The organism is Asticcacaulis solisilvae, assembly GCF_017875235.1.
GTDB lineage: Bacteria > Pseudomonadota > Alphaproteobacteria > Caulobacterales > Caulobacteraceae > Asticcacaulis > Asticcacaulis solisilvae_A.
Map to the genome: position 1 here is coordinate 117552 of NZ_JAGGMI010000005.1, position 21162 is coordinate 138713.

The following is a 21162-nucleotide window of genomic DNA, read 5'->3' on the forward strand; positions in this document are numbered from 1 at the left end:
GATAGACACGCCAAAGTCAACCAAGGCGATCAACGACCAAGGGGCTGTCTATAGCCACCGGCGCAGTTTGAACCACCACAGGAGGCCACCGGCGATGGCGACCATGATCCCCACCACGATCCAGAAGGCCGGCGGACTGTGCAGCCCCGGCATGGCGTCAAAGTTCATCCCATAGATCGAGGCAATCAGGGTCAGGGGCAGGAAGATCACCGAGGTGATCGAGATCAGCCGGACGATATTGTTCTGTTCCAGGTTGATGAAGCCCAGCGCTGCGTCGAGCAGGAAGGTGATATTGCCGGTGACGTAGGTGGCGTGGTCGCTCAAGGACACCAGGTCCTGGGCCATGGTGCGCAGGCGCTCGTCGTATTCCCGGTCCTCGTCGCCCTTCAGCCCGGTGACGCCGCGCTCAAGGCCCGCGGCGAAGACGCTCAACCGGGTCAGCGAGAGGAGCGAATCGCGGATGCGCGCGATATCGTTCTGCAGGCCACCCAGCTCGTTCAGCACATGCTCAAGCCGCTTGGTGCGCCGCGTCTGGAAAATGGTCCGCGACAGCGCGTCGACATCGTCCGATGTCTTTTCGATCAGGTCGGCGGTCCGGTCGATCAGGACGTCGAGCAGGCCCAGGAAGACCTCCGTACTGCTCATGCAGATATGGGGCTGGCGTTCGATCTGGTCGCCGAACAGGCGGAAGGAGGTCGGCTGGATATAGCGGATGGTGATCAGCCGGTCCTTCGACAGCACAAAGGTGACGGGTCCGGATTGCAGGTGATCGAGGCCGCCGTAAAAGGCGACCTGGGCCGTCATGAAGGCTGCGCCATTGTCGAGATACAGGCGGCTCGACGACTCGATCTCGACCATATCCTCCTGCGTCGGCAGGGCCAGGCCAAGGTGCGCCTCCAGCGCCAGTTCCTCGTCGCGCGTTGGCTCAAGCAGGTCGAGCCAGACGGCGGCGTCATCCACATCGCCGGCCTCTCCCATCGTTTCGGTCACCTGGCTGACGACCGGCGGCTCATTGCGGCTGAACGGCCGTTTGGCGCGGGACGGGGTCTCACAGATCCGCTTGTAGATGGTCAGCATGCGCAGCATTACCCCAAAGACAAAAGCCCGGCGCGAGAGGCTCGCACCGGGCTCCTGAAAAAATCCTTATCGCAGCCGCTTACTGGTTGGCAAGCTGCTGACGGGCTGGTGCCTTGACGCGATGATCGACGTCGCGGCTGGCGACACGGGCCTGCTCGACATTGGCGTCGAGACGAGCGACCAGTTCCTTGGCGGCAGTGCCCGAAGCGTGGGCCGCAACGGTCACCGGCTTGGCCTTGTCGACGTGGGTCGCGGCAAGCGCCGCCTTCAGTTCGTCCGCATCGGCAGCGACGGTCAGCTGACCCGCATTGAGTTCGTCGGCAACGGTCTTCGGCGCGGCGTGGGCCTTCGACTGGCCCTTGGCTTCGTTATAGATGAAGCCGTAGGTGGTATAGATGGTGGTGCCAAGGTCGTTCAGCGGGCCGTACCATACCTTGACCTTGCTCCAGTCGCCCTTTTCCGACACGTCGAGGACGTTGACGTCCTTTTCGACCTGGCCACGGCGGCCATTGATCGGCGACCAGTTGGCGTGGGTAATTTGAATGTAGCGATCCGTGACGATCTGCGAGACGACGGCGACGTGACCGACGCGCATCTTGCCTTGCGGCTTGAAGACGAGGACCGCGCCCGGCTTCGGCGCCTGGCCTTCCTCGTACTTGCCGGTCGCCTTTTCCCACCAGGTCCAGGCGTCACCGAAAATCTGGATACCCGTGAACTGACGGGCGAACTGCACACACTGAAGATAAGGGCTTGCGGGCTTTTTCTTGGCCTTTACGGCAGCGACTTTGGTCGTCTTCTTGGGGGCGGCCTGCGCTTCAATCGCGCCGGTGGCACACAGGGTTGATACGGCGAAAATCAGAGCCGAAAGGATTTTCCGCATGCACTTGTACTCCGTCACTGTTAGTCCGAGTGACTTAGGTACAACACAAAAATTAAATTTCAAGAAATTTTCGCGTGAGCGGCGTAAATAAATTAACCGAATTACGCCGCTTCCGGGGTGGGTTTGTTAACCAATTGCTCGCCCCACCGGCGAACGACGCGGCGGAAGGGAAGCTCGACCAGATGGTGCGCCAGCATGGACAGCGGCACCAGGGCGACGAGGCCCGTTAACCACCACATAAAGGGAAGAGGCGAGCCGTTCAAGCCTAAAACCATATCCGCCCCCTTCAGATAGACCCACTTCCACGGCACGTAGATCATGTAGGTCGCGAACGAGATTTCGCCGAGATAGACGAGCGGCTTTGACGACAGGACACCCTTGTCTCCGAGACCACCCATCGCCAGCAGGCCGAGGCCCAGCGCGATGACGGTCAACCAATCGGGCGCGCCCAGCTGGGCGGCCACGAGCGCCCCCCCGATGCCGGCGACAGCGCCGATGCGCGCGGCCCAGGGAGAGGCGACCAGGCCCGACCGCCAGGCGAGATAAAGGGCCGAACCGAACAGGAAGGTCGGGACGATTCGCAGGGCGCCCCAATGGAAGGTCGCCTTGGTCAGCGCGAAACCGGCAATGGTCTGGAAGGCGATATTGAGCGCGACCAGAAAGGCCACGGCCAGTCCGACCGCCAGCATGGGGCGACTGCGCAGCGGCCAGGCCAGCGCGGCGACGGCCGGGAAGCTCAGATAAGCAAACCATTCGGCCGAAATCGACCAGGATGGGTGATTGAACGACGCCGTCGGCGCCAGGCCCCAGGCCTGAGTCAGGGTCAGGTGCGCGGGCAGTGCCGCCCAGTTGGCGGCATTGCCGTCGAGCGTGATGCCCTTGATGGCGGCGGCCGTGACGAGCAGCAGGGTAAAGCCGAGCGTGGCGATGTGAAGCGGATAGACTCGCGCTAGGCGATGGACAACGAACTTGCCGTAATCGAAGCGGCCTTCGCCGAAGGCTTCGAGATAGACATAGGACAGGATAAAGCCCGACAGGATGAAGAACAGGTCGACGCCAAGATAGCCCTTGTCCAGCAAGGGGACAGCGACCGCGCCTTGCAGTTCATGGATATAGGTGTAGAGGACAACCCAAAGCGCTGCGAAAAAACGCAGGCTGGTCAATGGCTTGATCTGATCTTGCGGCATATCCCTTATCCCCGGCCTATCCCGTTTGGAGAATTCCTGGCTCGCCTTGCAGGATATATGCCGGACGGTAACATAGGATGAAGAGGCGGCGCGTAGTCCCCTCTCCCCGCTTGCGGGGTATAGCGCCAGCGAAAGTATAGCTTTCGCCAGCGATGGGTTAGGGTGAGGGGCCAACAACCGAAGCCGCACACTGTTGCATCTACAATGGCCCCTCATCTGGTCCTGCGGACCACCTTCTCCCCGTATTGCCTGCCGGCGAGGCCGGGGAGAGGGAAAAAAACCCTCCGCGAGGTATCGCGGAGGGCAAAACATTCAATTCGCGAAAGCGCTTACTTCTTCACCCAGTTGCCCGAGGCGTCCTGGTAATACTCACCCGCGGCCAGCTTTGGCTGAATGTGATTGACGAACGTCGCCTGGCCGGCGGCATCGGCCGAGACGCCGTTCTTGGCAGCGGCCTGGGTATAGACGGTCTGGCGGCCGGCATTGATCTCATCAACCGCGGCCTTGAGCGCGGTATCGGACGATGCCTTGACGAAGCCGAGATAGCCATTGCTCTTTTCGCCGACGATGCCCTGCTTCTTGGCGGTGTCGACCAGCGCCTTGGAGGCAGCGACATCGGCCATAGCCGGGGTGGCGATCATTGCGGTGGCGCCAACGCTTGAGACGGCCAGGACGGTCGCGGTACAGACGGCTTTAAACATAGACAGTTTGCTCATGATATCCCCCTCAGAACAGGTTCGGGTTCTGCTGGACGAGGGCCTTCATGTCCTCGTCGAGCTGATGCTTCACATTGATGTCGAGCTTGGCGTAGATCGGCGCCAGGTTGACATTGACATTGACCGACGGCGTGCAGGCCATGAGCGTCAAAGCCGATGCGCCCGCGACGGCCGCGAACAGGGTGTGCTTCATTACCGGTTCCTCTCTTCCATACCGCTATAGTCGCAGATATAGGCTGAACCGTGGCTGAACGGAAGCCGGACTTATCGTTCAGGCTTCAGGGCGAATTTCAATCGCCGCGCGGCTTGAAGCCGGCCAAGATGTCGTCGAAATTGACCGGGATGTCGAGGTTCAGCTCGACCGGCGTGTTCGACGGCAGCTTGATCGGCTTCTGCATCCACTTGCCGCTCAAATAGTCGCTGATTGACACGGTGGCCTTTTGGCGCTGCGGCGGGTCGAAATGGCCCTTGATGTGGAAGTTCACATTGACACGGCCGTCCGGCAGCGAATTGATCCGCGCGTCCAGTTGCTCGTAGCTCAGGTGTTCCATCGCCTGGAAGGCAAGGTCCTGGAACGGATTGAACTCCGCCGGCGTCTGTCCGGCCTCAGCTGTCGTGTCGGAGCTCACCGAGCCGGTGGCGGCGACATCGGCGACGCCGGTGCGCAGGATGGAGATTCGTCCGGGACCGTCGGCCGCCATGCCGCCGTCCTTGAAGCTCATGTGCTCGCCGATCAGGGTGAACGGCACGCGGCCGGTCAGGCGGCCTTCGAAGGTCATATGCTGACGCAGGTCGGTGGCGGCGATGACCTTGCCGAAGTCGAGCCCGTTGAAGGCGACGACGCCGGTAATCGGTGTTTCGCCGTCGAGCGGCAGGCGCATGGCTTCCAGCCGCACGGGTCCGCCGGGGCTTTGCACGGTCGCGCCTTCGACGGCGACGTGATCGCCCTTGAACTGGACGCCGAGGTCGAGGTTCTCGAACGGGACGGCCGACTGGATGCGGCTGACGGTAACCTTCTGGTTCGGCGCGGTTTCCAGCGGCGCCAGCGAGGTAAAGACGATGCGCGTCTTCAAGCCTTCGGCGACACCGGCGGGCCCGGTGAAGTTCATCCCGTCGGTCGCCAGCACACCGCCGCTGGAGCCGCCGGACGGCGTCCAGTCGAAGCGGCCGGTGAAGCTGGCCGAACCCGACACGTCGCTGGTCATGATAGTGGACGCCAGCGGGCTCAGGTGATGCGGTTGCAGGGCGCCCGGCGCGAACTTGAGATCGATCGTGTCGAAGGACAGCTTGCCGACGCCGCTCAAGGGGTCGTTGTCGAGGCCGATGGCGATGACCGGCAGTGGCGCGCCGCCGGCGGCAGGCACGGCCGGGGTCGCGGCGACAAAGCGGCCGGTCATCCGGCGCGTGTCCTGATCGAGCGTGCCGGTCAGCCGCATGGGATTGAAGCGGCGCTTGTCGTCGGCCATAGCGTCGGCGCCGGTGCCCGCGGTCAGGGTCAGCCTGAGGCCCAGGACGTTACTATTGCCTTGCGAGAAGGCGTCGAAATTGCCCTGTCCGCCGCTGAGTTTCAGCGCTTCGGTCGGCGCGGTCAGTGCCAGACCGGAATAGGCCCCACTGACGCGCCAGCCCGACGGCGTAACGCGAACCAGTGCGCCGTCGCGCTGGGCAATTGTGGCCACCATCGTTTCGACATGGGTGCCGAGTTCAGCCGAACGGACCGAAACGGCGACAGGCGCATCCAGGGTGGCGGTAAAGCCGCTGCCGGCGATGGCAAAACCGCCGCGCGCATCGAAAGCCGCGCCTTCGACCGGCACGGTGGTCAGTTCGCCATTCAGCCGGTAAGCGCCGCTGAGACGCGACGGATCGGACGGACTGGCATAGCCGAATTTCGACACGGTCAACGCCAGGTCGGGCAGGTCCGCGCCACCGATCGTCACGCCGAAACCGCCCAAAGCTTCGGTCGACAGGACAGGTGTGTTGGGCCCTGTTGTAAGGACCGCGCGGCCGCCGCCGCTCAGGTCGGCCGTCGCACCGTTCAGGCGAATATCGTAGCGCGGCGGCACGGCCGCCTGGCCCATCAGCGCGACCTTCAGGCCGCGGGCGCGCAGGGTGAAACGCTGAAACGCGCGGTCAAGCGCGACGATGTCGTCGCCCTCAGGCGTCTTGTTTTCTTTTTGGGGATCCTTCCGGCGGCCGTCAGCCAACGGCTTCAGGCCCGAATAGCTCGCGCCACTGGTCAGGTCAGCATCGAGCTTCACCGACCATTCGCCGGGAATGGCGTTCAGTGTGCCCGACACGGGCGCGCGCGCGCCGTTGAGCGCAATATCCGAAATCGATGCCTGGCCGAGGCTGAGATTGCCCTTGAAATCGGCCTTGGTCTCGGCTGAGGTCAGGGTGGCGGCCAGGCTGGTTAGGTTCAGGCGCGCCGAACGGACCGACAATCCGCCCTGGCGCAACGTGGCGGCGTCACCGGTCACGGCGCCGCCTGCGGCCAGGGTCAGGCCCTCCTTGACGTCATAGCGCGCGCGCAGGCCCAGGGCCGGCCCTTCGACACGCAGTCCCTGCGTATCAACATCGGTCGTCTTCAGCGCACCGGCGCGCGACTGCAGCGCGGCAGCCCCCTCATATTCTATATATTTCGCCGTCGCCTTCGTCTGGCCATCCAGGCGCAGGGTGGCATTCAGATCCTTCGTGCTGCCAAACGCGCCATCGACGCTGCCGGCGCTCAAGGCGACCGTGGCATCCAGTTTACCCGCCAGCGCGGCCAGCCCCGTCGCCTTACGGTACGGGACGTGGCCGTCGAGGGCGAAGGCGACATTGCGGGCGCGGAAATCCTGGCCGTCCGCGCCTTCGGCCGCCGCAACGTCGCGCAGGTCCCAGCGCGGGGCGTTCAGACGGGCATGGACTTCCAGACGCTTGTCGGCCGCGATCCAGGCGGTCAGGTAACCACTGGTAATTTCGCCGGAGCCCTTGGTGCCCGTGAATTCCGATTTCGGCAGTCTCAGCGCCAGGTCGGTCAGTTGCCCCGCACGCAGTTTCACGTCGCCAAACGTCTTCAGCGCACCGTAATCGGTCTGCAGAAGGACCGTGGCGTCGTCGAGGAAGATGGCGTCGGGCGGTGGCGCACCGGTCGACGGCGCCGACAGCGCCGCCTGGACCAGCTTGTCGATACTGCCGAAATGAAGCTTGCCGTCCTTGACGACCACGGCGACCAGCGGATGGACGGCGTGCAGGGTCTTCAGGCGGAACAGGGGCTGTCCCTTGCCGGCGAATGGCTGAAGGCTGTATTCGGCGTCAAAGCGCTCGACGCTGACGTCCGGGTGCCTGGCGTCGCCGAGGACCAGCTTGCCCGAAACGCGGCTGAGCGACAGCTTGGAGAAGGTGACCTCGGCCGGAACGCCCTGCCCTTTCAGCCAGCCTTCGGTAATCTCGGCGGCGATTTCCTTGCGGGCCAGGACCAGCAGCGTACCGACGGCGGCCGTGCCGACCAGGGCGACCCACAGCCAGGCCGGCGCCTTGAGACCGCCCTTTTTCGGAGGGCGCCGACCACCACCACCCGGCGGCCGGCGATTCGGCAAACCGATGCCGTCGTCATCGCCGCCTTCGGGCGCGCCATCGGGCCGCGTCACGCGCAGGAAGCTGTCGCCCGCGCTCATATGCGCTGGAAACCATAAGGCTTCATCGTCTCGGGATGGGCGATTCTCAGGCATCGGATTTTAGGACGGGCTTCTGCTCGTAAGGGTTTTCGAGTTCGCACTATGCACGAAACCTGTTAAAAATTGTGGACATATCGAAAAACTTTCAAAGCATAAGATAGTGAATGCGGCTGAAATCTGGCGCAACCTCTATTGACAGTGATTTTTTAGCCGCACCTTATTTTTGCCGTGATTTTTCATATTTTATGAAGGTGTTAGAGGATAACAGTGAACACCACTGTGCTCCGGCGATGAGCCGTTAACCCTTCATTAGGACATTCGAAGGCTCATCTTAACCAGTTTCACATATCAAGGGCAGGCTTTTCTGTCCGTGAACCCGGGCAAAATTGCCTCATTTTCGCCTTATTTCGGCGTATGCAGGGCCTTCCGCGAACGTGAGACTCAGCTCATGGTCCGGAGGCTGAAGTCGGATGGCAGCCCTAAAAGCTGCCCGCCGGGGGTCTTTTGAACCGGAAGACCTTAAAGTGATGTTTTCGTTCTGTCGCACTGTGGGCAGAACTCAGGAACCGCGATCGCCGGAAAAAACGGCGGCGCAGATTTTGAAGACCCTTTGCTTGGCCAGAAGGCCAGCCACCGACGATCAACAGGAAGTAACTCGCGTACCATGGCCCAACTTGATCCCCGTCGCCAACCCGTCCGACTGACGCCGATGCTGTTCGCGTCGGCGACCGCCCTGACGGTCGGGACCCTGATGTGGAAAGTCCTCCAGCCCCTGCCCGTTGCCGCGCCGATGGATCCGGCCGCCGCCCTGGCGCTGGAAACCCAGGCCTATGCCGAAGCCGCCGCGCGCCCCGGCTATGCCCAACCCGTCGAAATGGATATCGCGCTCGGTAAGAATGAAGACCTGACCGCTGCGGTCATCCGCACCGGCGTCGCGCCGGCCGAGGCCAAGGCCGCCGTCAACCTGCTGTCCAAGGCGTTCAATATTTCCACGCTGAAGCCCGGCGCCAAGATGGAGGCGGCGATTGCGCCTGCGGCCGAAGGCAGCACGCGTCCGGCGCAACTGGTCGGTCTGACCGTCCGCACCGGCGTCGCCAAGCAACTGACGCTCACCACCTCGCGCGACGGGGCCATGCGCCTGCGCGCGCTCGAAGAAGCGGTGCGCGACGAACGCCTGATCGCCATCGGCGAATTCAACGGCTCGCTGTTCTCATCGGCCGCTACGCTGGGCGCCACGCACGCCCTGACCAACCAGGTCGTCAACCTGTTCGCGCACAAGCTCGACTTTCAGCGCGATATCAAGGCCGGCGACACCTTCAAGCTGGTCTTCGACCGCAAGGTCACCGAAAGCGGCCGCACCGTCGAGGCCGGTAACCTGCTCTATGCCGAGGTCGAGGCCAAGGGCGGCGTCGGCCGCTTCTATTCCTTCCAGCCGCAAGGCAGCCGCGATGTCCAGTTCTTCGATGAGAGCGGCAAAAATATCAAAGGCTTCCTGCTGACCACGCCGGTCTATGGCGCGCGTATTTCGTCCAGCTTCGGCATGCGTTTCCACCCGGTCCTGGGCTTCAACCGCATGCATACCGGCATGGATTTCGCGGCGCCCACGGGCACGCCGATCCTGGCGGCCGGCGACGGCGTGGTTGCCGACGCCAAGTGGTGGGGCGGCTATGGCCGCTGGGTCCGCCTGCAGCACGGCGGGAACTGGGAAACCGGCTACGCCCACATGTCGTCGATCAAGGTCCGTCCGGGCCAGCGCGTTCGCCAGGGCGACGTTATCGGTTACGTCGGCACGACCGGCCGTTCGACCGGCCCGCACCTGCACTTTGAGGTCTGGAACAACCGTCGCCCGGTCGACCCGCGCAGCAGCAAGGTGCCGCAATCCAAGATTCTCGCCGGCCAGGACATGATCGCCTTCCGCGCCCGTAAGCGCGAAATCGACACCATGATCGCCGCCGCCGAGGTCAAGCGTGAAGACCAGCCGTCGATCTCGCACGCCGTTGCCATGAAGGCCAGCACCTACCACTACGAAAACGAGAACGCGACAAGCCGTCCAGAAGTGCAGAAGGCGTCGCTTATCGCCCAGACCGGCCCCAGCCGCATGCGCAAGAACGACCTGATGCCGCTTAAGCCCGCGCTGTCGTCCACGCGTGGCATGCGGTAGCCGCGCACTGTGACGCCGTTTTCCGATACGCGCGTCCAGGCTGTTTTCGACAACTATCCTGATACCGTCCGTCCGCATATGCTGGCCCTGCGTCAGCTTGTGTTCGAAGTGGCGGCGGAGTTGCCTGAGGTCGGGGCTTTGGAAGAGACGCTGAAATGGGGCGAACCGGCCTATCTGACGCCGGTGACACGTAGCGGCAGCACGCTGCGCATGGACTGGAAACCGCGCGCGCCGGACGTTTGTGCGCTGTATTTCAACTGCCAAACCACATTGGTCGAAACGTTTCGCACGTTGTTTCCAGACGCGTTCAGCTTTGAAGGCAATCGGGCGGTGTTGACGCCGCTCTCGGCGCCACTACCGGAAGACGCCGTGAAGACCTGTATCGCCACAGCTTTGACCTATCATACCCGAAAAGGCTAGCGTCCCCTCTCCCTGCTTGCGGGGAGAGGGTTAGGGTGAGGGGCAAAGAACAGTTGCACTCGCTCAGCCAGCGTTATGCCCCTCATCCGGTTCCGCCTCGCCTACAGGCGAAGCGAACCACCTTCTCCCCGTAAACGGGGAGAAGGGAACGAAGCCCTACTCCAAGCGATCCGTCTTCCATAGTTCTGGAAACAGCTTGATCCACACCCCCGTCACGACCAGCGACCCGATGCCACCAAACAAAGCCGCCGTCACCGGTCCCATGATCCGCGTCATCACGCCGGTTTCGAACTCACCCAGTTCATTCGACGCGCCGATAAACAGGTAGGACACGCTGGCGACGCGGCCGCGCATATGGTCGGGGGTGACGATCTGGATCAGCGTGCCCCGGACATAGACGCTGATCATGTCCGCGGCCCCCAGCACGATGATGGCGAAGATCGAAATCCAGACATTGGTCGACAGTCCGAAGACCACGGTCGCCAGGCCAAAGATCGCCACGCCCGCGAACATCCATGGCCCGGCATGACGACGCAGGGGTTTGAGCGACAGGTACAATGACATCCCCAGAGCGCCGATCGCCGGCGCCGCGCGCAGGATGCCGAAAGCGATCTGCGGCGGTAAAAGGGTATCCGGACGAATAATATCACGCGCGAAAACCGGCATCAGCGCCGTCGCCCCACCCAATAGCACGGCGAACAGGTCGAGCGAGATCGCGCCCAACACGATCTTCTTCTCCCAGACATACTTCATGCCTTCGCGCAGCATCTGGGTCTTGGAGCCCGACGGCGCATCCGGCGCGGTCGGGGCTTTGATCGTAAAGATCATGACGGCCGACACCAGGGTCAGCAAGGCGCAGAAGGCATAGGCAAACTTGGGCGAAAAGCCGACGAGGACACCTCCGAGCGCCGGCCCGACGATCAGGCCGGTCTGGAACGCCATCGAATTGACGGCAATGGCCTTCGGCAGGATGTGTTTCGGCACCAGCATCGGGCCAATGGCCGAACTGGCAGGGGCACTGAAGGCCCGGAAGGCGCCGAGCACCGCCGATAGCGCGAACAGCCCCCAGAAGGGCGGATGCGGCAGGAAGGCGTAGGCGAGAAAGGCCATAGACAGCAGGAGTTGCCCGACCATGACGCAGGCGACGATCACCTTGCGGTCGTAGCGGTCGGCGACGATCCCCGCCGGCAGGGTAAAGGCGAACAGGGTCAGGAACTGCGCCAGGCCGATCAGGCCGACATAGAGGGCCGATTCGGCGATGCCATTGGTCCGCCGCGCCACCTCATAGACCTGCCAGGCAATGGCCGCGCTTTGCGCCGAGGTCCCCAGCACGCCACATAGCCGCGTCAGCCAGAAGGCGCGAAAATCCGGAATCTGTAACGGGTGGCGGTTGTCTTCGATGGGTGGCGGCAAGCCGGCGCCGGTATCGGTGGTATTGAGCGGAGTGGTCACGGTGCGCCTTACATGAAGATTTGGCTTTTCCCGGTTTGCGAAGGGTCTTACAGGAAGCGCTATGCCCTACAAAGTCCAAATGCTCGATCCGGTTGCCCTGACACAGGAATTGATTGCCCGTCCGTCGGTGACGCCCGCCGATGCCGGCGCCATGGATATCGTCGAGCGCCATCTGACGGATTTGGGCTTTGCCTGCACGCGCCTGAAGTTCGGCGAGATTGAGAACCTGTATGCGCGGCGCGGGACGGCGTCGCCCAATCTCTGCTTTGCTGGCCATACCGATGTCGTGCCGGGCGGCGTGCGATCGTTGTGGCGCTATGATCCGTTCGGCGCCGAGATCCACGACGGTGCTTTGATCGGGCGCGGCGCCGTCGACATGAAGGGCGCCATCGCCGCCTGGATCGCCGCCGTCTCGCGCGTAGATGTGCCAAGTTCGCTGTCCTTCCTGATCACCGGCGACGAAGAAGGCGTGGCCACCGACGGCACGGTCAGGGTCGTCGAGTGGCTGAAGTCCCAGGGCGAGACTATTGACCATTGCATCGTCGGCGAGCCATCGTCTTCGGCGCAGTTGGGCGACATGATCAAGGTCGGCCGACGCGGCTCGATCAACGCCACCTTTACCGTGACCGGCAAGCAGGGCCACGTCGCCTATCCCCAGCGCGCCCTCAATCCCCTGCCCGTCCTGGTCGACCTGCTGGCGATGCTGAAAGGCCGGGTGCTCGATGACGGCTATGAGTCATTCCAGCCGTCGAACCTGGAAATCACCACGATCGATACCAACAACACGGCGACCAATGTCATCCCGCAAACGGCTACGGCACGGGTCAATATCCGCTTCAATCCGGCCCATTCGGGGGCGGAATTGCAGCAATGGTTCGAAACCGTTGCGGCTGAGCATGCAGCACGCTCAGGCACGAAGATCGCCGTCGCCTGCGCTATCTCCGGCGAAGCCTTCCTGACGCAGCCAGGGCCGTTTATCGACCTGATCGCGGATGTCATTCAAGACAAATTAGGCATCGAAACCGATCGCTCGACAACGGGCGGCACATCGGATGCGCGCTTTATCCGCGACCTGTGTCCGGTCGTCGAGTTCGGCCTGGTCGGCCAGACCATGCACCAGATCAACGAGTGCGTGCCGGTGGCCGAGCTTGAGGCCCTGACCGACGTCTATACGGCCCTGATCGAGGCGTACGCCTTGAGATTTAAGGTTTAACCACGAACCACACGAACACACACGAACATTCGTGTCGGCGCTTGCGCCGGTTCGTGTCGTTCGTGGTTATTCCTAAATCGAGGACCGAGACTCAAAATCCGGCTCGGCTTCATAGGTCACATGCGTCAGGAACAGCCCTTCGGGCGGCGCGACCTGACCGCAGGCGGTGCGATCCCTGGCCGCCAAGGCTTTAGCCACATCTCCAACCTCCCAGCGGCCGATACCCGCTTCGGCCAGACTGCCCGTCATCGAACGCACCTGACGGTGCAGGAAGGAGCGCGCGGCGAAGACCAGGTGGATTTCGTCGCCGATCCGTTTGACGCGGGCGATATCGAGCGTCTTGACCGGTGACTTGGCCTGGCATTCGATATGACGAAAGGTCGTGAAGTCGTGCGTGCCAATAAGGCATTTGGCGGCTTTGGCCATCGCGTCGGCGTCGAGCGGTTTCTTGACGTGCCAGACGCGGCCCTGATCGATGGCCGGCGGAGCGCGGCGGTTAAGGATGCGGAAGAGGTACATCCGTCCTGTCGCCGAAAAGCGTGCCGAGAAGTCGGGATCGCATTCTTCGACGTCGAGAATGGCAATCGGCTCAGGCGTCAGATAGGCATTGATAGCGTCGCGGACCGTACCGGCCTTGAACGGCTTGTCGAGATCGAATGTGATGACCTGGCCGGTGGCGTGGACGCCTGTGTCGGTCCTTCCTGCCGCAGTCAGCCGCAGGGCCTGGCCGCTGAAGGCCAGGATGGCGCGCTCGATCGAGCCCTGGACAGTCGGCAGGTCGCCCTGGGCCTGGAAGCCCTTGTACGGCCGGCCATCATATTCGACGAGAAGCTTATAGCGGGGCATAATTTTTATCCCCTCTCCCCGTTTACGGGGAGAGGGCCAGGGTGAGGGGCAATTGGACAAAGCAGCGCGTGCAGGTAACGTTTTTGCCCCTCACCCGGTCCTTCGGACCACCCATGGCTTGCGAAAGCTGTACTTTCGCTGGCGCCAAACCCCTCAAACGGGGAGAGGGGAAGACGGCCCGACCTCATAGCAACTGGTCCCCCGGCGCCAAGCCCGCGCCATTAAGAAACTCCGCCGCATCCTGCGCCGCCTTGCCTTCGCGCTGGACGCGCAACAGCTGGATCACGCCATCGCCCGTTGCGACCTTCAGGCCACCGAGCAAGACCGTCCCCGGCACCTCGCCGCTCCTTTCATCAACGAAGCGCGACATCAGCACCTTCAGCCGCACCTCGCCCTTCGGCGAATTGATCATCGTCCAGGCGCCCGGAAACGGCGACAGGCCGCGGATATGAAAATCAAGATCGCGTGCCGGGCGGTTCCAGTCGATGCGCGCCTCTTCCGGCGTGATCTTTTTCGCGTAGGTCGGCTCACCGACCTGCGCCTGCTCCTGGGCGCCGCCGCGATCGATCGCCGCCAGCGCGACCGGCAAGAGCGACGCCCCCAGATTGGCCAGCTTGTCGTGCAACGTACCCGCCGTATCGTCGGCGGTGATCTCGACCCGGCCGGACAGGATGATCGGACCTTCGTCGAGCCCCTCCGACATGCGCATGACTTCGACACCGGTGAAGCTGTCGCCGGCCATAATGGCACGCTGGATCGGCGCAGCCCCCCGCCAGCGCGGCAGGAGTGACCCGTGTAAGTTGAAGCAACCAAGACGCGGATGGTCGAGCACGGCGGCCTTCAGTATCTGGCCGTAGGCGACGACGATACAGACGTCGATATCGAGCGCCTGAAAGTCGGCAATGGCGTCAGGGTCCTTCATCGATTTGGGCGTACGAACCTCAAGCCCCAGACCTTCGGCAAAAGCGTGGACCGGTGACGGGCTCAACACCTGCCCACGGCCTTTGGGCGCCGGCGGCTGGCTATAGACGCACACAATCTCATGGCCGGCCGCGACCAGTTCGGCCAGGGCCTTCACGGCGAATTCGGGAGTGCCCATAAAGGCCAGGCGCATAACAAAGACCCTCGCAACGGATGTCGCGAGGGTCTAGTCGGTATTGCCCGGATCGGCAAGTTTAGGCGGCTTTTTTCAGCTTTTTCACCTTGGTGACAGCGCGATCGCGCTTCAACTTGGACAAGTGGTCGATGAACAGTACCCCCTCGAGGTGGTCCATCTCGTGCTGGATGCAGACGGCGAACAGGCCATCGGCCTCTTCTTCGACTTCATTGCCGTTGTAATCGAGATATTTCAGGCGGACGCGCGCCGGGCGCTGAACCTCGTCATAGACTTCCGGAACGCTCAGGCAGCCTTCTTCGTAGGGCGCCAGCTCTTCGGACTTCCAGACGATTTCCGGATTAACGAAATAGCGCGGTTTCTTGATCGCTTCGCCTTCCGGATCGTCAGCGGGCTTTTCCTGCAGGTCCATGACGATGACGCGGATCGGTTCGCCGATCTGGACGGCTGCCAGACCGATGCCCGGCGCGTCGTACATGGTTTCCAGCATGTCATCCATCAGCCGGCGCAGATCGTCGGTCACAACGTCAACGGGTTTGGAGACCTGCTTGAGGACAGGGTGGGGTACAGTCAGAATTTCACGAATAGCCATGGCGCTTACTTAATCGCAGACCGTTAAAAAATCAAGATTAGCGGTTTCTGATGTAATCAGACGGCTTCGTTTTCCACGTCGGCATCGCTCTTCAGGCTCAACAGCTTGGTCGCCGTGCGCGGCTGGGTATCGACTGGCTTCTGCTCCGGGATCGACTTGCCTTCGTGATCGACCTGCAGGTCTTCGAAACGCCGCGCCTGGGTCAGGACCTTGGTTTCCAGCGAACCGACAAAGGCGTTGTACTTGTCGACCGCACGCCCCAGGGCATCGCCCATGGTCGAGACGTGGCCGCCCATGACCGACAGGCGGGCATAGAGTTCGCGACCGAGTTCGGCGATCTGGTTGGCATTCTTCATCTGGTCTTCGACGCGCCAGCCATAGACCACCGCCTTGCACAGCGCGAACAGGGTCGTCGGCGTGACGATGATGACCTTCTTGTCCATCGCCTCGTTCATCAGCGCCGGATAGCGGTCGAGCGCCGCGGCCAGGAAGCCGTCGCCCGGGATGAACAACGCCACAAAGTCCGGCGAGGTCTGGTCCTTGAACTGGTCCCAATAGACCTTGCTCGACAGGTCGCGGACGTGGCCACGCAAGGCGTTGACGTGACGCAGCAGGGCCGCTTCACGCGCTTCGTCGCCCACGGCTTCCATCGATTCCAGAAAGGCCGTCAGATTGACCTTGGAGTCGATGACGAAGATGCCGTTCGACTTGTCGCCCGGCATGCGCACAACGACGTCCGGACGCCGGCGGCCTTCATCGGTGTCGAGATTGTGCTGTTCAATAAAGTCGAAGCGCGTCAGGCCGGCAGCCTGAAGCACATTGCGCAGCGTCTCTTCGCCCCACCGTCCCTGCACACCCGCGCCCCGGCGCAGGGCATTGGCCAGCTTCTGCGTCACGTCGCGCGTTTCATTGGACGCCGCCAGAAGCTGGCCGATCTGCTCGGTCAGCCCGCCCTTGTCAGTAGCGCGCGACTCCTCCATCGCCTTCACCTGGGCCTCGAAGCGCGTCAGCGTCTCGGAGACCGGCTGCAGGCTTTTGTCCATGCGCTCCAAGGCCAGCCGCTCGCGCGCGGTGAACGATTCCTCGGCGCGCTTCAGCAGCGAATCGGCCGACTTCTGCATGGCTTCGTGAGAGACTAACTGGAACTGTTCGCTCATGGTCGAGCGCGCGTCCTCGAGATTGCGCGTGCGTTCGCGCAGGCGTTCAAGCTCTCCAGAGCCGGTAATCAGCTTGTCGTTCAGCTCGTCATTGCGGCCGCGCAGACGCTTGTTTTCGAAAAACAGCACCACGCTTAGGCCCATGAAGACCAGCGCGACAAGGATCAGGACAAGGCTTTCAATGTTCATGCAATGTTCTATAAGCGGATTCTGGTGTTTCGGCGAGTCGAAAATGCTCTATGCTTCTGAAGGCAAGGCGAGCATGACTCGACGATAAGGATGGGGCGATGGATTTCAACACGTTTATCAAACGCGTATTCACGGCCAGGACGCCGTGGACCTACCTGTACCTCGCCTGCATTCCGTTCGTGAACTGGGGCTTCGACAAGATCCAGACCGTGCCGCTGCCGACCGGCGGCGACTGGCATCCGCTGACCGTCGTGACTGGCCTGACCCTGGTGGTGCGCGACTTCGCCCAGCGCGAGGTCGGCCACTATATCTTTCTTTTCTTAGGCATCGGCCTGGTCCTGTCCTACATGACGTCGGACCCGACGGTGGCCTTCGCCTCGACCTGCGCCTTCCTGATCAGCGAACTGATCGACTGGGCGCTGTTCACCTTCCTGAAAATCCCTTTGTCGCGCCGGGTGTTCATTTCGACCGCCATCAGCGCGCCGATCGATGCGGCGGTCTTCCTGGCCATCGCCAGCCAGTCGATCCCGGGCATATTCAATCCGTGGTCTTTCGCCGCCGCGATCGTCAGCCGCTTTGTCGCCTGCCTGATCATCTTCGTACTGATGCGCCAGCGTGAAAAGCAGGAAGCCAAGACCGCATGATCACCGTCTATATCGACGCCGACGCCTGTCCGGTAAAGGACGAGACCTACAAGGTCGCAGAGCGTTACAAACTCAAGACAGTCGTCGTGTCGAACAGCTTTATTCAAATCCCGAAGTCCAAGCTGATCTCACGGATGATCGTCGATGCCGGGCCGGACGTCGCCGACGACTGGATCGTCGAGCAGGTGGTCGCCGGCGATGTCGTGGTGACCAACGATATTCCGCTTGCCAGCCGTGTGCTGGAAAAGAAGGGACATGCCCTGGCGCCCAACGGCCGCCCCTTTACGCCTGACTCGATCGGCGCGGCTTTGGCGCAACGCTCGATCATGGAACATATCCGTTCTACGGGCGAGATCACCGGCGGGCCGCCACCGTTCGCCAATACCGATCGGTCGAAGTTCCTGCAGATGCTGGATCAGATTATCGTTCGGCAGAAAAAGGCGATGGGATAAGCCGCTAAGGGACTATGGTGAAGCCTTCCGGTGCCCGGGTTTCGACGTAGTTGGGAAAGTACATATCCATAAAGATATGGCTTTCAGCAGGTTTTGAACCTGCACAGGTCACCACGTAGTCGTCGATGATATGGTCAAACGGCCCCAGGCCGGCACTCCCTGATCGCTCGAAGGCTGGGCGCTGACCGTTCTCACATCTTAAACGCCTAAGATAGAGCACCTCGCCCCTTGGCTCATGCACGCGGATGGGATTGTCCGCGCTTCCTAACGGATATTGCGCGGCATTTGCGAGTTTCTTGTCGAGATCGCGCGGCGGCTTTCCATCAAGCAGCCCCAGAAAGTAATCGTCATCATTCGATTGCGCCGAGCTGACAGCCGGGACGAAAACAAGTAAGGCAACCGTTAGAAGCGCTATTTTTCTCATACGTCCCCCCTCTGCAACAACCTACGCTAGCATAGTGATCGCTAGCGTCTACTTTTAAATGCGTGCGCTATGGTCCCGTCGTCGAGCCAGTCGAGATCGCCGCCGACGGGCACGCCGCGCGCCAGGTGCGAGATGGTCACGCTGTTGTCGTGGTATTTGAGACGGTCGGCGATGTAGTGCGCCGTTGTCTGGCCTTCGACCGTCGCCGGCAGGGCCATGATGATCTCGCTGATCCCGCCGGCCTTGATGCGCTCGATCAGCCCTTCCATGCGCAGGTCTTCCGGCCGCACGCCGTCGAGCGCCGACAAGAGCCCGCCCAGCACGTGATAGCGGCCGGAAAAAGCGCCGACGCGCTCCATGGCCCAAAGCGCGCTGTCTTCTTCGACGACGCAGATCATGGCGCGGTCGCGCGCCGGGTCCGAGCAAATGGCGCACGGGTCTTGAGTCGATAGCGATCCGCAAACGCGGCAGGTCGTCACCTTGTCGGCGGCGTCCTGCATGGCGGCGGTCAGCGGCAGCAAGAGCTGCTCGCGGCGCTTGAGCAGCGCCAGCGCCGCGCGCCTAGCCGAGCGCTGACCGAGGCCAGGAAGCTTGGCCAGCAGCGCTATCAGGCGTTCGATTTCAGGTCCGGCTCCGGCCAATGAAATACCTGTGCGGTTGGAAAGTAAAAAAGCCCCGCCCACCATTGGCTCCGCCAATGGTCCCCCCTCCCCACACGTGGGGAGGGCGAAGCAAGCACAAACTTAGAAGAACTTCGGCATGTTGGGCAGGCCGCCATTGGCGCCTAAGGGGCCCGCGGCTTCGGCCAGAAGCTTCTGGTTCAGCTCATCCAGCTTCTTCTGCGCGTCCTTGTGCGCCGCCATGATCAGGTCGGCCAGCACTTCGGCGTCGCCTTCCTTCATCAGGCTGTCGTCGATCCTGAGCGTGGCGATCTCGCCCGTGCCCTTGACCTCGATCGCCACGAGCCCGGCGCCCGAAGCGCCCGACACGACGCTTTCGTGCATCTTGGTCTGGGCCTCAGCGAACTGCTGCTGGACCTTCTGCGCCTGCTTCATCAATGCCTGGAAATCCATCACTCATCATCCTTGTCTTCGTCATCGTTTTCGTCGGGCGCCACGGTGACGTCCGGCGCCATGGGTTTAAGCCGGGCACGGACCGCCGTGATCTCCGCGCCGGGGAAGGTGGCGAGCAGGTTGGCCACGAACGGGCTTTCGAGAATTTTCGCCTTCGCCGCCGCGGTTTCGCGCTGGTCGCGTTCATAGATGGTCTCGGCCCCGCCCTGCCCTTCGGTGGCGATCAGCCAGCGCTGCCCCGTCCACTCCTTCAGCTTCATCGAGAGCTTGCGCACCAGGTCGATCGGCGCATTGGGCGCCGGCTCAAACGTAATCGCGCCCGGGCGGAAAGACACGAGGCGGACATAGCGTTCGACATCGACGCGTAGGCCGATATCGCGCTTTTCCTCAATCATCTTCAGCACTTCGGCGAAGGTCTGCGGGTTTGGCAATGCTACCGGCGCCGGCGCGGGACGGACCATGGCCGAGCCGCGCATCTGCGTACCCTGCGGGGCGCCACCGCCGCCACCGCCCGGCCCACCGACCAGCGGTTCGCCCGATTGCAGGCGCTTCATCAGCACTTCCGGCCCCGGCAGGTCCGACGCATAGCACATGCGGACCAAGGCCATTTCAAAAGCCGCGCTGGTGTCAGGCGCCCGGCGCAGCTCCTCGAACGCCTTGAGCATCAGGGTCCATAGACGCGACAAGGTGCCGTTCGACAGCTGCGAACCCAGCGCCGTGATCCGCATGGCCTGGGCCTTGGGCAGGCGCGTGGCGTCCGCCCCCAGCACCTTGGCGACCGAGGCCGCGTGGCAGTATTCGAGCAGGTCGCCCATCAGCTGGACCGGATCAGCGCCAAAGCCGTAAAGCGTGCGAAAGGCCAGCAGGGCCTCGCTCATCTGGCCAGAAATGACGTTTTCGAACAGGCCCAGCGTCGCCGAGCGGTCGGCCAGGCCCAGCATGTCGCGGACGGATTCGGTGCCGACCGTCTCACCGGGCTCGCCCTGGACCAAAGCCTGATCCAACAGGGACAGCGAATCGCGTACCGAACCTTCGGCGGCGCGGGCGATCAGGGCCAGGGCATCGGGCTCGATCTTGACGCCTTCCAGGGCGCAGATCTTTTCCAGATGCGGGATCAGGGTTTCGGGCTCGACGCGGCGCAGGTCGAAGCGCTGGCAGCGCGACAGGATGGTCACCGGGACCTTGCGGATTTCGGTCGTGGCGAAGATGAACTTGGCGTGGGGCGGCGGCTCTTCCAGTGTCTTCAGCAGCGCGTTGAAGGCGCCGGTCGACAGCATGTGGACTTCGTCGATGACGTAGACCTTGTAACGCGCCTCGACAGGGGCATAACGCACCGATTCCAGCAGTTCGCGCATGGCGTCGACGCCTGTGCGCGACGCGGCATCGAGTTCCAGCACGTCGATATGGCGGCCGTCGATGATCGCCTGATCGTGACGGCCCATGACCTTGAGCTCGACACTGGGCTGATGGACGGTATCGGTATCGTAGTTGAGCGCGCGCGCCAGCAGGCGGGCGGTCGTCGTCTTGCCGACGCCGCGCACGCCGGTCAGCATGAAGGCGTGGGCGATACGATTGGAAGCAAAGGCGTTTGTCAGGGTCCTGACCATGGCCTCCTGGCCGATCAGATCCTCAAAGGTACGCGGCCGATATTTGCGCGCCAGAACGGTGTAGGATTCCGACTTGTCGGTCGTCTGCGCCGGCGCGTTGGGTACGGGCGTCGACTCGCCGAAAATATCCGCCGTAAGATCGTCGTGCGCGTCTTCGATGGCGTCGCTGGCAAAGGGATCGTCAAGGTCGGGATTATCGGACATGGGCGATTTATAGTCGGAAACACACACTTTAACAGCCTTAAAGCGCGATTCGCCGGCAACCATCCAACGCGTTGTCCACGGTTCCGTTGCTCAGCGGG

General features: G+C 62.6%; 20 protein-coding genes. 5 read left to right on the forward strand and 15 right to left on the reverse strand.

The genetic code is table 11. The features are described 5' to 3' along the window. Window positions 1–48: 48 nt before the first annotated feature. The 6 genes from J2X24_RS10290 to J2X24_RS10315 form a co-directional block, all read right to left on the reverse strand. Complete coding sequence (locus tag J2X24_RS10290; protein WP_245344602.1) at window positions 49–1077, reverse strand: magnesium transporter CorA family protein; 1029 nt, start codon at window positions 1075–1077, stop codon at window positions 49–51. A gap of 79 nt (window positions 1078–1156) precedes the next feature. Beyond that, window positions 1157–1957, reverse strand: a complete 801-nt coding sequence (locus tag J2X24_RS10295; protein WP_209720619.1) for a CHAP domain-containing protein — start codon at window positions 1955–1957, stop codon at window positions 1157–1159. Window positions 1958–2058: 101 nt separating this feature from the next. After that, the gene (locus tag J2X24_RS10300; protein ID WP_209720621.1) at window positions 2059–3144 is read right to left on the reverse strand and encodes an acyltransferase family protein; all 1086 of its coding nucleotides are present in this window, start codon (window positions 3142–3144) and stop codon (window positions 2059–2061) included. A 329-nt stretch (window positions 3145–3473) separates the two neighbouring features. Continuing rightward, window positions 3474–3860: a YdbL family probable chaperone protein gene (locus tag J2X24_RS10305; protein WP_209720624.1), complete on the reverse strand. Its 387-nt coding sequence runs from the start codon at window positions 3858–3860 to the stop codon at window positions 3474–3476. Window positions 3861–3870: 10 nt separating this feature from the next. Next, entirely contained in the window at window positions 3871–4053 is a 183-nt protein-coding gene (locus J2X24_RS10310; protein WP_192619184.1) for a YnbE family lipoprotein, read from the reverse strand. Between the two features lie 97 nt (window positions 4054–4150). Continuing rightward, window positions 4151–7516: an intermembrane phospholipid transport protein YdbH family protein gene (locus tag J2X24_RS10315; RefSeq protein ID WP_209720627.1), complete on the reverse strand. Its 3366-nt coding sequence runs from the start codon at window positions 7514–7516 to the stop codon at window positions 4151–4153. A 664-nt stretch (window positions 7517–8180) separates the two neighbouring features. Here J2X24_RS10315 and J2X24_RS10320 point away from each other — a divergent pair. Beyond that, entirely contained in the window at window positions 8181–9677 is a 1497-nt protein-coding gene (locus J2X24_RS10320) for a M23 family metallopeptidase (RefSeq protein ID WP_245344603.1), read from the forward strand. Window positions 9678–9686: 9 nt separating this feature from the next. Then, on the forward strand, window positions 9687–10097 hold the full coding sequence (locus J2X24_RS10325; RefSeq protein WP_310003366.1) for a DUF1801 domain-containing protein: 411 nt from the start codon (window positions 9687–9689) through the stop codon (window positions 10095–10097). Window positions 10098–10253: 156 nt separating this feature from the next. On the opposite strand, the gene J2X24_RS10330 is transcribed toward J2X24_RS10325, so the two are convergent. Continuing rightward, the gene (locus J2X24_RS10330; protein WP_310003363.1) at window positions 10254–11549 is read right to left on the reverse strand and encodes an MFS transporter; all 1296 of its coding nucleotides are present in this window, start codon (window positions 11547–11549) and stop codon (window positions 10254–10256) included. A gap of 61 nt (window positions 11550–11610) precedes the next feature. Between J2X24_RS10330 and dapE the strand changes: the two genes are divergently transcribed. Next, window positions 11611–12762 carry a succinyl-diaminopimelate desuccinylase gene (gene dapE / locus J2X24_RS10335; RefSeq protein WP_209720630.1) on the forward strand — a complete coding sequence of 384 codons (1152 nt, stop codon included), beginning with the start codon at window positions 11611–11613 and terminating at the stop codon, window positions 12760–12762. 72 nt (window positions 12763–12834) lie between these two features. On the opposite strand, the gene truA is transcribed toward dapE, so the two are convergent. The 4 genes from truA to J2X24_RS10355 all read right to left on the reverse strand — a co-directional run bounded on the left by truA (window position 12835) and on the right by J2X24_RS10355 (window position 16660). Beyond that, window positions 12835–13608, reverse strand: a complete 774-nt coding sequence (gene truA, locus J2X24_RS10340; RefSeq protein ID WP_209720633.1) for a tRNA pseudouridine(38-40) synthase TruA — start codon at window positions 13606–13608, stop codon at window positions 12835–12837. 184 nt (window positions 13609–13792) lie between these two features. After that, the gene (fmt, locus tag J2X24_RS10345; protein ID WP_209720636.1) at window positions 13793–14722 is read right to left on the reverse strand and encodes a methionyl-tRNA formyltransferase; all 930 of its coding nucleotides are present in this window, start codon (window positions 14720–14722) and stop codon (window positions 13793–13795) included. Between the two features lie 61 nt (window positions 14723–14783). Then, entirely contained in the window at window positions 14784–15314 is a 531-nt protein-coding gene (gene def / locus J2X24_RS10350; protein ID WP_209720639.1) for a peptide deformylase, read from the reverse strand. Window positions 15315–15370: 56 nt separating this feature from the next. Then, a complete protein-coding gene (locus tag J2X24_RS10355; protein WP_209720642.1) occupies window positions 15371–16660 on the reverse strand; it encodes a DNA recombination protein RmuC in 1290 nt (429 codons plus the stop codon). A gap of 98 nt (window positions 16661–16758) precedes the next feature. Here J2X24_RS10355 and J2X24_RS10360 point away from each other — a divergent pair, with 98 nt between their 5' ends. Further along, complete coding sequence (locus tag J2X24_RS10360; RefSeq protein WP_209720645.1) at window positions 16759–17304, forward strand: VUT family protein; 546 nt, start codon at window positions 16759–16761, stop codon at window positions 17302–17304. Beyond that, entirely contained in the window at window positions 17301–17756 is a 456-nt protein-coding gene (locus J2X24_RS10365; protein WP_209720649.1) for a YaiI/YqxD family protein, read from the forward strand. Before J2X24_RS10360 ends, J2X24_RS10365 begins: the two co-directional genes overlap by 4 nt. 4 nt (window positions 17757–17760) lie before the next feature. Here J2X24_RS10365 and J2X24_RS10370 read toward each other — a convergent pair whose 3' ends face one another. The 4 genes from J2X24_RS10370 to J2X24_RS10385 all read right to left on the reverse strand — a co-directional run bounded on the left by J2X24_RS10370 (window position 17761) and on the right by J2X24_RS10385 (window position 21064). After that, window positions 17761–18180 (reverse strand): hypothetical protein, encoded by a 420-nt coding sequence (locus J2X24_RS10370; protein WP_209720652.1) that lies wholly within the window; start codon window positions 18178–18180, stop codon window positions 17761–17763. 41 nt (window positions 18181–18221) lie between these two features. Further along, the gene (gene recR, locus J2X24_RS10375; protein ID WP_245344604.1) at window positions 18222–18821 is read right to left on the reverse strand and encodes a recombination mediator RecR; all 600 of its coding nucleotides are present in this window, start codon (window positions 18819–18821) and stop codon (window positions 18222–18224) included. Between the two features lie 102 nt (window positions 18822–18923). Beyond that, window positions 18924–19253, reverse strand: a complete 330-nt coding sequence (locus J2X24_RS10380) for a YbaB/EbfC family nucleoid-associated protein (RefSeq protein WP_209721250.1) — start codon at window positions 19251–19253, stop codon at window positions 18924–18926. Beyond that, window positions 19253–21064, reverse strand: a complete 1812-nt coding sequence (locus tag J2X24_RS10385) for a DNA polymerase III subunit gamma/tau (RefSeq protein WP_209720655.1) — start codon at window positions 21062–21064, stop codon at window positions 19253–19255. Before J2X24_RS10385 ends, J2X24_RS10380 begins: the two co-directional genes overlap by 1 nt. Window positions 21065–21162 lie beyond the last annotated feature (98 nt).